Annotated in this window: 11 protein-coding genes and 1 tRNA gene; 4 read left to right on the top strand and 8 right to left on the bottom strand. The window is 40.6% G+C overall.

Features of this window, described 5'->3' with window-relative positions; translation table 11 throughout:
• Positions 1-5 precede the first annotated feature (5 nt).
• The 6 genes from pheT to thrS form a co-directional block, all read right to left on the bottom strand.
• On the bottom strand, positions 6-2423 hold the full coding sequence (gene pheT, locus U5K35_RS13185) for a phenylalanine--tRNA ligase subunit beta (RefSeq protein ID WP_322571956.1): 2418 nt from the start codon (positions 2421-2423) through the stop codon (positions 6-8).
• 58 nt (positions 2424-2481) lie between these two features.
• Positions 2482-3492, bottom strand: a complete 1011-nt coding sequence (gene pheS, locus U5K35_RS13180) for a phenylalanine--tRNA ligase subunit alpha (RefSeq protein ID WP_322571955.1) — start codon at positions 3490-3492, stop codon at positions 2482-2484.
• Between the two features lie 116 nt (positions 3493-3608).
• On the bottom strand, positions 3609-3956 hold the full coding sequence (gene rplT / locus U5K35_RS13175; protein ID WP_322571954.1) for a 50S ribosomal protein L20: 348 nt from the start codon (positions 3954-3956) through the stop codon (positions 3609-3611).
• Between the two features lie 42 nt (positions 3957-3998).
• Positions 3999-4202, bottom strand: coding sequence for a 50S ribosomal protein L35 (gene rpmI / locus U5K35_RS13170; RefSeq protein ID WP_322571953.1), 204 nt, complete (start codon positions 4200-4202; stop codon positions 3999-4001).
• A gap of 72 nt (positions 4203-4274) precedes the next feature.
• Positions 4275-4817 carry a translation initiation factor IF-3 gene (infC, locus tag U5K35_RS13165; protein ID WP_322572675.1) on the bottom strand — a complete coding sequence of 181 codons (543 nt, stop codon included), beginning with the start codon at positions 4815-4817 and terminating at the stop codon, positions 4275-4277.
• Between the two features lie 18 nt (positions 4818-4835).
• The gene (thrS, locus tag U5K35_RS13160) at positions 4836-6785 is read right to left on the bottom strand and encodes a threonine--tRNA ligase (protein WP_322571952.1); all 1950 of its coding nucleotides are present in this window, start codon (positions 6783-6785) and stop codon (positions 4836-4838) included.
• A gap of 148 nt (positions 6786-6933) precedes the next feature.
• Between thrS and U5K35_RS13155 the strand changes: the two genes are divergently transcribed.
• Positions 6934-9438, top strand: coding sequence for a PAS domain S-box protein (locus tag U5K35_RS13155; protein WP_322571951.1), 2505 nt, complete (start codon positions 6934-6936; stop codon positions 9436-9438).
• Between the two features lie 56 nt (positions 9439-9494).
• Here U5K35_RS13155 and U5K35_RS13150 read toward each other — a convergent pair whose 3' ends face one another.
• Positions 9495-11612: a M3 family metallopeptidase gene (locus U5K35_RS13150; RefSeq protein ID WP_322571950.1), complete on the bottom strand. Its 2118-nt coding sequence runs from the start codon at positions 11610-11612 to the stop codon at positions 9495-9497.
• A gap of 345 nt (positions 11613-11957) precedes the next feature.
• On the opposite strand from U5K35_RS13150, the gene U5K35_RS13145 reads away from it, so the two are divergent.
• Positions 11958-12461 (top strand): hypothetical protein, encoded by a 504-nt coding sequence (locus tag U5K35_RS13145; protein WP_322571949.1) that lies wholly within the window; start codon positions 11958-11960, stop codon positions 12459-12461.
• A gap of 223 nt (positions 12462-12684) precedes the next feature.
• On the opposite strand, the gene U5K35_RS13140 is transcribed toward U5K35_RS13145, so the two are convergent.
• A tRNA-Val gene (locus U5K35_RS13140) sits at positions 12685-12758 on the bottom strand.
• 115 nt (positions 12759-12873) lie between these two features.
• On the opposite strand from U5K35_RS13140, the gene nusB reads away from it, so the two are divergent.
• Positions 12874-13329 carry a transcription antitermination factor NusB gene (gene nusB / locus U5K35_RS13135; RefSeq protein ID WP_322571948.1) on the top strand — a complete coding sequence of 152 codons (456 nt, stop codon included), beginning with the start codon at positions 12874-12876 and terminating at the stop codon, positions 13327-13329.
• 3 nt (positions 13330-13332) lie between these two features.
• Positions 13333-13995 carry a metallophosphoesterase family protein gene (locus U5K35_RS13130; protein ID WP_322571947.1) on the top strand — a complete coding sequence of 221 codons (663 nt, stop codon included), beginning with the start codon at positions 13333-13335 and terminating at the stop codon, positions 13993-13995.
• Positions 13996-14002 lie beyond the last annotated feature (7 nt).

Below are 14002 nucleotides of genomic sequence, written 5' to 3'. Positions count from 1 at the left end.
CTTTTTTAAGATCTCAGTTTTGCTCCAAAGTCGTTCTCCAAAGATTGAACAATTTTTTGAACTTTCGGTTCTACATCTTTGATTGTCAACGTTTTATTAGGATCTAAAAAAGTGAGACGAAATGCAATACTTTTTTTCTCTTCTCCGATATTTTTACCCTCATAAACATCAAAAACCGAAACGGATTTCAGGGTTTCATCCGCAGATTTATGAATTGCCGATGAGAGTTCACCCGCGCGGATGGATTTATCGACGGTAAATGCCGCGTCAAATTCGAAAGACGGGAATTTTGCTACCGGAGAATATGTGGTCTCGGTTCGGCCGGCACCCAGCTCAAAAAGTGTTGTGAGATCAACTTCAGCAACAAACACATCCTGCTCAACATCAAAACTCTTGAGCTTCTCTTCATCAACTTGAAGGAGGGTGGCTACTTTTTTCCCATCCAAAGTATAATGAAGAGTGTAGTTATCCACAGCTTCCCGAGCAATTTGCTTGTCGATACTCAAGTATCGTATCAAAGATTCAAGATCCGACTTGATGTCAAAAACAGAGTATGGCTCTTTGGAACCAAGCCAGTCTGCAGTTTTCTTCTGACCACAAACACCCATTAAGAGACGTGTGTGTTCTTGAACACCCTTAATCCATGTGCTGTTATCCTTGTCGGAATTTCTGAAAACATGGCCGATTTCAAAGAATCGAATATTTTCGGCGTTCCGGTTTAAATTATATCGCACTGATTTTAAAAACCCGCCGTAAAGATGTGTCCTCAGTGTTGTATTCTCCTGAGAAACGGGATTAAGCGTTGCAATCTGAAGTTCTTTGTCAGCCAGCACATCCGCTTCATTTTGAGACAGGAGGGAGTTTGTTGTAATCTCCTTGTAGCTTAAACTACGGGCAAATTCACGTATTTTTTGATGGTAAACTTCAGTTTCTGAAAGTGTCTCAGGAGTAAAAAACGGAGATGTTGTCGGTGTAGGAATGTTATTGTAGTCAAATATACGGCCTACTTCCTCAATCAGATCAATTTCACGGGATACATCCGGTCGGAATGAAGGAACCTTGCAGTTCAGTTCTTCTTTCCCTGAAAGTGTAGTTTCAAACTCCAGATCATTTAGAATCTTTTCAGCGTCTTTCAGGCTTAGGCTTGTGCCCAACACGTGGTTGATTCGTGAAAGACGAAGCGTAACTTCTCTCTGCTCGAATTTAACCGGATGAGCGTCTGTGAAGCCTTCAACAATTTCCCCGCCGGCTAACTCCACAATCAACTCAGCTGCCCGCTGAGCCGCTTTCAGTTGAATTTCAGGATCAATGCCTCGTTCAAAGCGATAGGAGCTGTCAGTTTGGAGCGCCAGGCTTTTTGAAGTCTTTCTGATGGAAGAGGGTTCAAAATAGGCACTCTCTATCAGAATGTTTGTAGTTGAATCGGACACTTCACTGTTTTCACCGCCCATTACTCCGGCGATTGCCACAGGACCGTTTCCGTCGCAGATAAACAGAGAGCCTTTTGGTACATTGCGCTCAACGTCATCCAGGGTGGTGAATTTAATATTCTTGTCAAAGGTTTTAACTTCAATCTTTTTGTTAGCAATTTTATCGTAATCGAAAGCGTGAAGTGGCTGTCCGATTTCGTGCAGTACGTAGTTGGTGATGTCCACCACATTATTTCGGGGACGCAGACCAATAGCACTTAATCGCTGCTTGAGCCAGGCAGGTGACTCTTTAATTTCCACACCCTTAACCATCATTCCTACATAGCGATGGCACTTATCTTCATCCTTGATAGAGATGTTGATATGTTCATCAATGGATCCATCTTTGGCTGTCAGGTCGGTATATGGATTTTTGAGGGGCTTACCTGTCAGTGCTGATAAGTCTCGGGCCACGCCAACATGGCAAGCTGCATCAGGGCGATTGGGGGTAAGACCGATTTCAATAATGGTGTCTTTTTCTACATTTAACGCTTCCTTCAGCGGAGTCCCAATTTTCAAATCTGAATTGAGTACCATAATCCCGGAGTGGTCATCACTCAGTCCAAGTTCAGATTCAGAGCAGATCATTCCGTTTGATTTTTCACCGCGGAGTTTAGCTTTCTTAATTTTCAGATAGCTTCCATCTTCCATTGGAACCGGCATGACAGATCCGACGGTAGCTACGGGTACTTTTTGTCCGGCCGCAACATTAGGAGCACCGCAGATGATTTGAACTTCTTTATCACCCAGGTTAACATCACAAATTTGGAGTTTGTCCGCATTAGGATGGGATTTCACTTCAAGAACTTCGCCGACCACAAATCCCTCAAAATCGGATCCGATCTGTTCCAGGCCTTCCACTTCAAGTCCGGAAAGAGTCAGCTTGTCAGCGGTTTCTTCCGGTGTTAAATCAATATCAATGTACTGTTTTAACCAGTTGTAAGAGATGTCCATACAGTAAAACTATAGATTTTTGGTAATCAGAAATTGTTTTGAATGGTAGATATACTTATTACGACTTAAATTGCTCCAGAAATCGGAGGTCGTTTTCATAAAGCAGTCGAATGTCATCAATTCCGTAGCGAAGCATCGCAATTCGATCTACACCCATTCCAAAGGCAAAACCGGTATATATTTCGGGATCCACGTCAACCGATTCAAAAACGTTAGGGTCAACCATTCCCGCACCCAGGATTTCGAGCCACTGACCGCCTTTTTCATTCTCCCACCATACATCCATTTCAATACTCGGTTCGGTAAACGGGAAAAAGGAGGGACGCACGCGATATTTAACATCACTGCCATACATCAGTTTTGCAAACATGACAAGCGTTTCAATCAGCTCGCCCATATTTACATTCTTATCAACATATAACCCTTCAACCTGGTTAAACTGAAAATAGGATTTTGCGGTAACGGCCTCATTTCTATAAACGCGTCCCGGCATGATAGATCGCAATGGCGGCTTCTGGTCTTTCATCAAACGGATTTGAACAGGGGAGGTATGAGTTCTTAAAACCAAATCCTGTTCGCTTTGATCATCTGTTTTTCTAACGAAAAAAGTATCCTGCATATCACGTGCCGGGTGATCAGGCGGGAAGTTCAAAGCCGTAAAATTGTGAAAATCATCCTCTAATTCCGGTCCGTCAGCAATGTTGAAACCAAGTCTCAAAAATATCTGCTTCATCTCGTTAAGTGCTTGAGTAAGCGGATGGTAAGACCCACTGTAGGTAGGTTCTACAGGCAGTGTGATGTCATCGGCGGCACCGAATTCCTTTTGGGAAGATTTTTTGAGATTCAGCTGAGCATCATCAAATTTCTGTTGAGCGAGAACTTTAACGCCGTTCATCGCTTTTCCAACCTCGGCCTTTTTCTCATTGGGTACTTTACCCATCATACCGAACATGTTTTGGACTTTTCCATTTCTGGAAAGAAACTCCAAACGGAAAGCTTCCAGCTCTTCTTCGTTGGTTATTTTAAAATCCTGAATCTCTTTTTTGATCTTATCAATGGTGTCGATCATGCCGATATTCGCTTTAAAGTCTTTGTGAAGGGGGTTATAGATTGTAGCTTCAAAATTAGATAAAAAAAAACCGGCAAACCTTATAAGATCTGCCGGCTATAAACATGAAATAACAATTAGTTTACTGCTTCTTTGACAATAGCAGCGAATGTCTCCGGATCGCGAACAGCGATGTCGGCCAACATTTTTCGATTAATCTCTATGTTATTTTGCTTCATGCCGTGAATAAACTTGGCATAAGTGGTTCCGTTTAATCGAGCAGCTGCATTTATACGCGTAATCCAAAGCCGACGAAACATTCTTTTACGAACCTTTCTGTCGCGGTATTGGTACTGAAGACCTTTTTCTACCGCATTTTTGGCAACGGTGTAAACGTTTTTGCGTCTGCCCCAATAGCCTTTCGCCTTACTTAATATTTTTCGGCGACGGCGACGGGAAGCCACCAGATTTCTAGATCGTGGCATTTTTACTTAACGTTTAAATGTTATTGATTTAATTAAATTACTTTACTTACCACCGTAAGGGAGCATATCCTTGATTGAAGACTCATCAGCTTTGTCAACCAATGCATCTTTTCCGAGGTTATTTTTCCGCTTCGATGTTTTCTTAGTCAAAATATGACGCTTATAAGCTTTCTTGCGCTTAATTTTACCGGAACCGGTAATTTTAAAACGCTTTTTGGCGCCACTGTTCGATTTCATTTTAGGCATAATTAGCGTAATTGTCTGAAATTATAAAGAACAGAAAGATAAAAATGTTTGAGTTCTGATAAAAGTCAAACTTTAATCTTTTGATGGTGAAAGTATCATGATCATTCTACGGCCTTCCAGGGTAGGCTTCGATTCAATTTTACTTACGTCACTAAGTTCTTCAGCGAGATTATTGAGAAGCTCTTCACCTTGTTCTGTATAGAGCATGTCCCGGCCTCTGAACTGAACGGTAGCTTTAACTTTGTCGCCATCTTCCAAAAACTCCCTTGCATGGCGTGTTTTAAACTCCAGATCGTGATCATCAGTGGTAGGGCGAAACCGCAACTCTTTCACCTGAATGGTATGTTGTTTTTTCTTGGCTTCTTTCTCCTTTTTCTTCTTTTCGTACATGAACTTACCGAAGTCGATCACCTTACAAACGGGTGGATTTGCATTCGGCGCAACTTCTACTAAGTCCATCTTGAATGACTCTGCAATTTCAAGGGCTTTTTCAACTGAAACGATTTCGTGCTCTTCATCAGGTCTAATTAACCTCACTTCTGAAGCCCGAATTTCATTGTTCACCCTCGGTTTGTCGTCATTCCGTGGTCTTCTTGTTGGTCGTGGTCTTGCGATAAGTAATCCTCTGTATTTTTAGTTATGATTAGAAGTTAGTGACTTTGAGTTTATCTCTTCCATCACATTGTTGAAAAATTCATCTAGCGAAAACGTTCCAATATCGCCTTTTTTGTGTCTTCTAACCGATACGGTGTCGTTTTCCTGCTCTTTGGCTCCAACTATTAACATATAGGGAATTTTTGCATTTTCTGCATCCCTAATTTTTCCGCCAATCATTTCAGATCGTGTATCGGTTTCTACCCGAACACCTTCTTTTTCAAATTTGGCAGCGCACTTCTCTGCATATTCGTTGAAATCCTCCGAAATAGGCAGCACTTTCATCTGAAGAGGTGAGAGCCAAAGCGGAAAATCTCCTGCAAAATGTTCAATCAAAATACTTACAAATCTTTCCATAGACCCAAAAGGTGCCCTGTGGATAATCACCGGTCTGTGCTTATTGTTGTCTGATCCCACATAGGTCAGATCAAACCGCTCCGGCATCACATAATCTACCTGTACGGTTCCAAGCTGCCATTTACGTCCGATAGCATCCCGGATAATAAAGTCAATTTTTGGACCATAGAAACTGGCTTCACCAATTGCGATCTTATAATCAAGCTCCATCTCATCGGCTACTTCTCTGATCTCTTTCTGAGCACGTTCCCAATATTCGTTATTGCCGCCATATTTTTTGTCGTTATCATCCCTGAAGGAGAGACGAATATCAACCGGCATGCCGAACGTACTAAACACAAACTGAGTCAGCTCAATGGTGTTCTTAATCTCATCTTTTAGCTGATCGTGAGTACAGTAAATATGTGCGTCATCCTGGGTAAAACCCCGCACTCTGGAAAGACCGTTTAATTCACCACTCTGCTCGTATCTGTAAACTGAACCGAACTCGGCCAAACGAAGGGGAAGATCCCGGTAACTGCGCAGTTCGTTGGAATAAATTCTGTGATGATGCGGACAGTTCATCGGTTTGAGCATGTACTTCTCATCGTCAACTTCCATCGGATCAAACTGCGAATCCTTGTAATAGGGATAGTGTCCGGATGTTTCGTAAAGTTCAATATTTGCAATGTGAGGTGTAATGACCTCTTTGTACCCTCGTTTTTTCTGCTCATCACGCAGAAAAGCTTCCAGGGTTCTTCTTAATACGGTTCCATTTGGAAGCCACATCGGAAGGCCGGAGCCAACCATACGGTCCATCATGTAAATGCCAAGTTCTTTGCCAAGCTTCTTGTGATCCCGTTTTTTGGCCTCTTCAAGCTGCTCAAGATGTTCCTTTAGCATCTTCTGCTTGGGAAAAGTAATCCCGTAAATTCTAGTAAGCTGTTCACTGTCTACATCACCGCGCCAATAAGCCCCGGAAATACTGGTCAGCTTAGCTGCTTTGATCAGTGAAGTATTGGGAATATGCGGACCTTTGCAGAGATCCGTAAATTCTCCCTGCTCGTAAAAAGTGATTGTTCCGTCTTCCAGATCTTCAATCAGATCTACTTTATACTCATTTCCTTTCTCTTTGTAGAAGGAGAGGGCTTCTTCTTTAGATACTTCACGCCGCTTGAACTCCGATTTATTTCGGGCAAGTTCAATCATCTTCTCCTCAATTTCCGGAAGGTCATCTAAACCAACAGTCTTATCTCCAAAGTCTATATCGTAATAAAATCCATTTTCGATTGGAGGGCCTATTCCAAACTTGGCTTCCGGATAAAGATCCTGTACGGCCTCTGCGAGCAAGTGAGCCGAGGAGTGCCAGAATGTATACTGTCCGTCTTCAGAATCCCACGTATTAATTTCAATGGTTCCATTTTCTGTGATAGGTGCGTCAAGATCTTTAATAGAACCGTTGACGGTTACACTTAATGCGTTGCGAGCTAATCCCTTGGAAATGCTTTCTGCAACTTCATATCCTGATATCCCTTTTTCGTACTCTTTTTTCGCACCGTCAGGAAAGGTGAGCGTAATAAAATTATCTGGCATTAAATTTTGTCTGTGAGGTAAAACTTTAATTCATTAACATGTGAACGCCTTAAAATACAAAATCCTGACAATCCTTTAAACTGTTATCTCTGAATGAAATTGGTTTCAGAATTCTATTCAGAAAAGTATTGTAAAGAATATCATCGTGATGGATAAACCTGCTCAAAATTTTGCACCCGATGGCAGTTTTTTTGCCGATGAGTGCATGCTAATCTATGATTATTATACTCTTGATATACTTGAGGTTAATAGTGCGTGCATAGAAAAATATCAGTATAGCGAAGAAGAGTTTAGAAGTAAAAAAATTACTGACCTTGGTGATAAGTACCGGGAAAGTGTAGCCGATCAATTATCGAATGATGAGCAGTTTAAGCTGCCTGCTATCTGGAAGCACTACAGGAAAGATGGTTCTTCATTTTATGTTCAGTTTACATTCCATCAAATGAAGAAGGATGGAAAAAATATTCAGCTCTGTGTTTTGCATGATATTTCAGAAGAAATTCCCGAGTTGAATAAAAACCTCCATCATCTTCCAAGAATAGATTCTTACAAAGAACAGCTTCCGCTTGCTACCGTAGAGTGGGATAGGAAGGCAAAAATAAGGGATTGGTCGCCTAAGGCAGAGGAGATTTTTGGGTGGAACTTTGAAAACATTTTAGGGAATTCACTATTCACATCCGGTATAGTTGAGAATGGGATGAAACCATTTATTGAAGGTAAAATTCAAGAGATGGCCGCTCATCATACTACCTATTTCACCTTCAGTTCTGTAGTTAAAAATGACAAAGGAGAAGAAATTCACACCAACTGGCACAACTCAGCCAATTACGATCAGAGTGGAAAGCTGATCAGTATTCTTTCACTGATTGAAGACGATACCGAGAGTAAACTTGCGGAAGAGAGGCTTAAAGATTCGGAACAGCGATTCAGAGTGTTGAGTGAAGCATCCACCGTAGGCGTTTATTTAATTCAAAAGGGAAAACTGCTTTATGTAAATCCGATGTTTTCTAAAATTTCCGGATACAGCAAATGGGAATTAATGAACAATTTTGATCCATTTGAACTGATTCACAAGGAGGATGTGAATAAACTGGTAATGATACGCGAGAGGTTCAATAATTCAGAAATTGATTCATTTGAAGTGGAAGTCAGAGCTAATTCGAAGAATGGTTCTGAGATTTTTGTAAAGATCTATGGATCAAAAATAGTGCTGAAGGGAGAGCTGGCTATCATGGGTGTAGTTATTGATCAAACCAAGCAGATGGAGGTTCAAGGTAAACTCAATCAGTCCATACAAAGCTATAGAGATCTATTTAACTCAATTGGTGATGCCATTTACATCCATGATGAAAACGGAAAGTTTGCGGAAGTAAATAAAACGGCAGAAGAGATATTCGGATACAACCGGGAAGAACTGATTGGAAATGATCCTATGATGTTTGCCGCTCCGGGTAAGGTAGATGAAAAACAAACCTTCGAATACATTGAAAGTGCTTTAAATGGAGAAAGACAGCGTTTCGAGTGGTGGGCCGTGCGAAAAAACGGAGAAGTATTTCCAATTGAGGTGACTTTAACTCCGGGTAAATACTTCGGTAAAAATGCAGTTATTGCAGTTGCGAGGGATATAAGTACTCAGCACGATCAACAGAAGGAGTTGCGACATAATGAGGAGCTATTCAGGCAGCTTTTCCAGAATGCTCCGGTTGGAATTGCTATGCTGGACAGCCAGAATGAAGTTCAAATGGTGAATAGAAGCTTTGAAGAGATATTTGAGTACAATATTGATGAAATCAGGGGTGTAAATATTGATGACCTGATAGCGCCTGCTCAAGATCTGGATGTTGCAAGAAAACTTTCAAACAGTACAGAGACATTTGAAATAACAGGAGTTCGCAGAAAAAAGGATGGCAGCTTTGTAGATGTACTCATTTACGGTGTGCCGGTTAAGGTTGATGGCAAAACGATAGCAATCTTCGGAATCTATGTAGACATCACCGATCAAAAAGAGGCTGAATCGAACCTGAAGAGTTCCTTGAAGGAAAAAGAGGTATTGCTGGCAGAAATTCACCACAGGGTGAAAAACAATCTGGCGGTAATTACCGGCCTGCTGGAGCTTCAATCACACAGTACAGAAAATAGTGATGTGCGGGATGCTCTGAAGGATAGCCAGATGCGAATTAACACAATGGCACTGATACATGAGAAACTCTATCAGAATGAGACGTTATCAAGTATCGATTTTTCCCGTTACATCCGCGAATTGGTTGATGTGATTGATAAATCACACCGAAACAAGTCGAGACCGATGGAGCTGGATTTAGAACTCGAGGAGATTGAATTTACGATTACACAAGCGATTCCGTGTGGACTGATGCTGAATGAAATTCTTACAAACTGCTATAAACACGCTTTTGGAGATAATTCTACAAAAGAAGCTTCGATACGGATTTCATTAAATCTGGGTGATAATGATCAGGTAAATCTTCAGGTAAAAGATAATGGGGTAGGACTACCGGATGATTTTGATAAGCTTGGGAAATCCTCACTGGGCTTAACATTGATTAAGACGTTGAGTCGTCAGATCGATGCTGAGATGACCGTGAACGGAGAAAGCGGAACATCATATCAGTTTTCGTTTGATCTCGAAAAATAAAAAGCCCCACCTGAATCAGGCGAGGCTTGTGTTAAAATACTAAAAAGTGAAAGGGTTTAGTTAAGGCCACGTCTTTCCAGGAGATGCTGAACATCCGGTTCATCACCTCTATATTCTCTGTATAGATCCATCGCCTCATCACTTCCACCTTGTGACAAAATATAATTTCTGAATCGATCCCCGTTCTCACGAGTTAATCCGCCCTGATTTTTCATAAATGAAAATGCATCTGCGGCGAGGATTTCACTCCAGATGTAAGCATAATAATTTGCTGAATATCCGCCGGAGAAGATGTGTGAGAAATAAGGTGATTTATATCTCGGTGGTATTGCAGGATTCGCCAGATTATACTTAGCAAGTGAAGCTTGCTCAAACGCCACTACATCTGAAGGAATTTCAGAAGGTTCAAGAAGATGCCATTCCATATCTAAAAGTGTTGCTGCTAGATATTCATAGGTATCAAATCCCTGATTAAAATTCCGTGCTTCAATCAGTTTATCCAGAAGATCCTGAGGTAGCCGCTCTCCGGTTTCGTGGTGAACAGCGTAATTTTCAAGTACCTCAGGAAGGGTAGCCCAGTCTTCCTGAAATGTGGAAGGAAATTCCACAAAATCGCGTGGAACGGACGTTCCTGCCAGGGAAGGGTAGGTTACATCAGAAAATAATCCGTGTACGGCATGTCCCATTTCGTGAAAGAGTGTAGTGACGTTGCTAAAACTAACAAGAGCCGGTTCTCCTTCGGCAGGTGGAGTAATATTTAGAACATTAACAACCACCGGTTTTTTCTCCTTGAGATGAGACTGTACAACAAAGGAGTTCATCCAGGCACCACCGCGTTTGGAGTCACGACTGAAGAAATCGCCGTAAAAAAGTCCTATTTGTGAACCGTCCTCATCCATTACATTCCAAACCCGAACATCTTCATGATAAACGGGCAGGTCAAATCTCTCTTCAAATGTGATTCCGAAGAGTCTTTCCATTGTGTAGAAAACTCCGTCGTTAAGGACTTTATCAAGCTCAAAGTACTTCCTAACTTCACTTTCGTTGATATCATATCGATCCTGTCTCACTTTTTCTGCATAGTACTCCCAGTCCCACGGTTGAAGATCATCTTCGATTCCGTCCTGGATCATAAATTCTTTGATCAGTTCAGCTTCAACGTCACTGTTTCTTATAACAGGAGGGATGAGGTCTTTTAGAAGATCTAGAACTCTTTCGGGTGATTCACCGGTTTGAGGTTCCAGTGCATAGTCTGCATAGGTATCGTATCCCAGTAGATTTGCGCGTTCAGCTCTTAGCTCTGCAAGCTCAAGTACGATGGGACGGGTATCAATTCCGCCATTTTCGCCAAGTCCACGATAAGCAGATGCTTCCCATATTTGTTTTCTCATTTCCCGATTATCTAAGGAGGAGAGAAGAGGATGGCGGGTTGTATTGGATATATTGATTAAATAGCTGTCTTCAAGGCCTCGCTCTTCGGCCGCTTGTTTTGCAGAGGCGATTCGATCATCGCTTAAACCTTCAAGCATATCCACATCTTCAACAACTACTGCTCGTTCCCGGGTCATTTCCAGAAGTTTTTCTTGAAATTCGGTTGTCAGTGAAGATATGCGCTCATTGATCTGTCTCATTCGTGATTGCTGCTCTTCCGTTAATTGCGCACCTGCACGGACAAAGTCACGATAGGTGTCAGAAAGAAGTTTTTCCGACTCTTCATCGAGGTTCAATTGATCAATATTTTGATAAAGTGTTTCAACTCTGTTAAACAGATCCCTGTTCAGGTAGATGTTATCTGAATGAGCAGCCAGTTTTGGGGCAAGTTCAGATTGAATATTCTGAATCTCTTCATTCGTATGTGCGGAAGTGAGATTATAAAATACTCTTTGTACTCTGGTAAGTAGATCACCGCTCAGCTCCATCGCCACAATCGTATTCTCGAATGTAGGTTCAGAATCCTGAGTTGCAATGCTGTCAATCTCACTTAATTGTTCCTCCATTCCGCGTTCAAACGCAGGCATGAAATGCCGGTTTTCAATGACATCAAAGTCCGGTGCTTCAAACGGAAGCGTGCTTTCTGTATAAAATGGATTTTCACTCATAGTAGTATCATTACTGCTACACCCTGCAATCCACAGGGCTGGGATGAATAGAATTAATATTGCTGTTTTTTTCATAATAGAAATTAATTTTGATGGATATATTAAATAAACTAAAGCCTACTCTATTAGAATACAAGGCAATTTTGGTAAGAAAAATTGTTTCGGCAATCTGTCTATTAATTCTGCTCATTGTCGGATTCTATAGCTTATAAAGCACCTCAGAAGTAGTAAAAAATACCTACGTGAAAATTTTCTAATAAAGGCTTTATTGACTCGTTATTATAAGTAAGAGTTCAATAAAATTATTACATTCATGTACGATTTAGCAATCAGACACTGCAGAAGTAGAGATCCTGCAGAACAGCACACAGGAGTTGGCAACGTCCTGATTTTAAAGGGTATTCTAATCAGAGGATTAAAATGAAGTTGATTAATACATTTTCCAATACAGTGGGTATATTCCTTATTGTTGCGGCTATTATTAATTTTGGATGTAATTCACACTTCCAGAATTCTCTTTCTGATTCGGATCGTTTTCAACAAAAAGTGATGATTCAATATACTCCAACCTCACCTGATTATTTAATAGAAAACCAATTGTCGGATTCGCTCTCTTTAAATCAATCATTTGCTGATTCATCGGACCTATTTTTAGCTGATGAATTAATAGAAAATGTTGATTGGGAACATCGTCAATCCTCACCTGATGTGCACAGAGTTACATTTGAAATAACCCATAATGCAGACTCAGTTTCTACAGAGATTTTTGCATGCGATCAGACCTGGGAAAATGTTATTCATTGTTCTGACACGGCACACTTTGTGATTACAGCCATGAAAGGAGAGAGAACGGTCACATATCGCGACTCTATCAACCTGAAGCTTTTGAACGAGCTATTTGTTCAGGAACGCTCCGAAAATTAATTTCCCAAAAATATGTAGTCGAAAATAAAATTTTTGACACTTCCGGGAAGGTATCTTCGCTTATCTATATAAATACGGAGCTTTGGTAAACTATCGGCTTATCTGGCAATTGTTATTTGATCTTTTGACTCAGATAACGCCTAAAACAGAAAAGAAACTCTTTAATGAAACATTTGGGCTAATCTCAAAATAAGAGATTTAGTAGAAGGGGAAGATTTAAATGTGGGTTCAGGCAGATTCGAACTGCCGACCTCTACAATGTCAATGTAGCGCTCTAACCAACTGAGCTATGAACCCAAGAATTCAAATATACGATACAGAACGTTTGAATAGCAAAAGAAATCATTGACTTTTCTTTCGGCTGAACAGAAAGCTTTGTATTTTTAAAGTCTTTGAAAATTTATACAAAAGTATGTCAAACAGAAGAGCAGCCCGGGAATCAGCATTGAAAGCTATATATGCTGTAGAAATTGGAAAAAGCCGTACACAGGATGTTACTAAAAATATTATCAAAGCTGATTTAACAGACGACACAAATGCTGTGAAGTTTGCCGAAAAACTTTTACTTATCACAGTAGATAACGCTCACGAATACGACGAGATCATACAAAAACATATTAAAAACTGGAAGGTTGAGCGCCTTGCCACTCTAGATAAGTTAATTCTGAGAATGGCAATTTCTGAATTTCTCCACTTTAAAGAAGTACCGACAAAAGTAACAATAAATGAATCTATTGAGTTAGCTAAAGAGTACTCTACCAGGAAAAGCGGAAATTTTGTAAACGGTATTTTAGATGCGGTTTTGAATCAGCTCTCAGAAGATGGAAAAATCACAAAAAAAGGCAGAGGCCTTATTGAATCCTCTTAATTAATGTCTAACCAACTTATTGCAATAGGAGATATACATGGGTGTTCTCAATCGTTAATAGCGCTATGGAATAAGCTCGATGCGTACTCCGATTCAACCTTTATATTTATTGGCGATTATATTGACCGCGGCCCTGACTCGAAAGGGGTTGTCGATTTTCTTTTAGAAGCTCAAAAGGAGAGGGAATGTATATTTCTGAGAGGAAATCACGAACAGATGCTTATAGATTCTCTCGAATCGAAAAGAGATTATAATTGGCTGCTCAATGGCGGTGATACAACACTTCAGTCATATGATGCGGAAGGTGTTGAACAGCTGCCGGAAGATCACATAGAGTTCTACAAGAATACAGAGCTTTATTACGAAACTGACGACTACTTTTTTGTTCATGCAGGAGTGCCTCCTTTTCAACCCATAAGTAAAAGTACAGAATCTGATGAGTTTCATGATTTTTTCCTTTGGGGAAGAGATCACATAGATTCGTTTGAGACTCCCTGGGAAAAAACGGTTGTTTTTGGCCACACTCCAAGACCTCATCCTATCCAAAAGAAAAAAATGATTGGCATAGATACCGGTTGTGTTTATGAAAAACTAGGTTATGGAAAATTGACCGCCGTAATTCTACCCGATCAAAAATTTATACAACAAACTTCACTCGATATTTAAGCTCAAT

Source organism: Rhodohalobacter sp., assembly GCF_034521535.1.
Taxonomy (GTDB): Bacteria; Bacteroidota; Rhodothermia; order Balneolales; family Balneolaceae; genus Rhodohalobacter.
Note: the sequence above shows the minus strand (reverse complement) of the source record. Positions and strands in the feature narration are given on the sequence as shown.